The sequence below is a fragment of the Kitasatospora sp. NPDC059722 genome, from assembly GCF_042733235.1.
Taxonomy (GTDB): domain Bacteria; phylum Actinomycetota; class Actinomycetes; order Streptomycetales; family Streptomycetaceae; genus Kitasatospora.
The window spans coordinates 1-1826 of the sequence record NZ_JBHWGD010000278.1; the positions used below are offsets into that span (position 1 = coordinate 1).

Sequence of the window (1826 nt, forward strand, 5' to 3'; positions counted from 1 at the left end):
TCACCAGCACGACCCTGCGGTGGTGCTGTGGTGGGTCTGCGCTGATCGCCCTCTCCGCCCCCCCCCCCCCCGGGCCGCGCGCGTGGCCGCCGGAGCGTGCGCTACCTCGGTGCGGTGAAGCCGCCGATCCTCTCTTCCAGGAGCTCGGCCAGCTTCAGCGGGGTCCGGTCCTCGAACATCGGGCCGATGATCTGCACGCCCACCGGGAGGCCCTCGGGGGACCGCCCCGCGGGTATGGCGGTGGCGGGCAGACCGGGCATCGTGGCCATGCCGGCCCAGACCAGCTGGTCCATGTACGGGTGTGCGACGCCGTCGATGTCGAGGCTGCGCGCCCTCAGGTCGGGGGTGTGGTCGTGCGGGAACGCCGGGGTCGGGGTGATCGGGCACACCACGGCGTCGTACTCGGCGAAGAACTGACGCCAGGCGTGGCGGTGGAGCTCGCGGTGGTTGTTCGCCACGATCCAGTCGCGGTGGGTGAACACCATGGCGCGCAGCCGCACCGCGTCGAGGCTCTGGTCGTCGGGGCTCAACGCGGCGGCGAGGGACTGCAGTTCCTCGTACGCCTCGACGGGGAAGTGTGCGGTGGCGCCCGAGATCAGGAGCTGGGTGTAGAGCCTGGCGGCCTCCGCCGGATCGGGCAGCAGCGGGCTGTGCCGGTCGACGCGGGCGCCGCCTTCGAGGAGCGCGGCGGCCACCCGGTCGATTCCCGCCCGCACGGCGGCGCCGGTCGGGATGTACGGGTGCTCGTCGAGGACCAGGACCCGGAAGTCGGCGAGCCGCTCGTGGCGCGCGGGCGGCAGCGCCAGGCCGTACGCCACACCGAAGGTCAGCGGATCCGGCCCGGCCATCACGTCGAGCAGGAGCGTCAGGTCGCGGGCCGTGCGCGCCATCGGGCCGACGACGGCGAGGTCCAGCTCGGCCGGCAGGACCGGCGCGGACGGCAGGGCCATGCCGCGGGCCGCGGCCAGCCCGAGCGTCGGCTTGTGGGCGTAGATGCCGCAGAAGTGCGCGGGGGTGCGCAGCGAGCCGGCGATGTCGGAGCCGATGGACAGCGCGCCGAACCCGGAGGCCAGGGCCGCCGCCGACCCGCCGGAGGAGCCGCCCGACGTACGGGTGTGGTCCCAGGGGTTGCCGGTGGTGCCGTAGATGCCGTTGAAGCTCTGGATGTCCTGCAGCCCGACGGGCACGTTGGTCTTGCCGAGCACGACCGCGCCCGCCGCCCGGAGCCGCGCGACCTGCACCGCGTCCTCGGCCGGCAGGTGGTCGCGGTGCTGCGGGAGGCCCCAGGTCGTGGGGAGCCCGGCGACGTCGTAGGACTCCTTGACCGTCACCGGGATGCCGAGCAGCGGGCGGTCCTCGCCCCGGGCGAGCGCCTCGTCGGCGCTGCGGGCGGCGGCGCGCGCCCGGTCGAAGTCCGGTACGCAGATCGCGTTGACCGCGCCGTCCTCCCGCTCGATGCGGGCGATCGCCGCGTCCGTCAGTTCCACCGAGGTCACGTCGCCGGAGCGCAGGGCGACCGCGAGGTTCTCGGCCGATTCGAAGTTCCAGTCCATGAGCCGGACCGTACAGAGGGCCCGGAGGAGCCACGAAATCCCTTTTCTCGCAACGGGTTCGGGCGGCCGCACCATCGTCACCGGTCGCCCTACCCGGACCAGGGTGGCCTGGGCCGCCCCGATGCCCAGGAACGTGATCACACGCGGCTGCGTCGGGGGGGGCGCCCCCGCCCCCCCGGGGGGGCCCCCCCCCCACCACCACCACCACAAATTACCCGCCGGTCGGGCCCACCAGAACGATTACGGTTTAAAACCCAGCGGAACCCCCGGCGC

1 protein-coding gene is annotated in these 1826 nt (G+C 74.0%); it reads right to left on the reverse strand.

Annotated elements, in window-relative coordinates; translation table 11 throughout:
- Nucleotides 1–101: 101 nt before the first annotated feature.
- Nucleotides 102–1553: an amidase gene (locus tag ACFV4F_RS43255; RefSeq protein WP_380511526.1), complete on the reverse strand. Its 1452-nt coding sequence runs from the start codon at nt 1551–1553 to the stop codon at nt 102–104.
- Nucleotides 1554–1826: the final 273 nt, after the last annotated feature.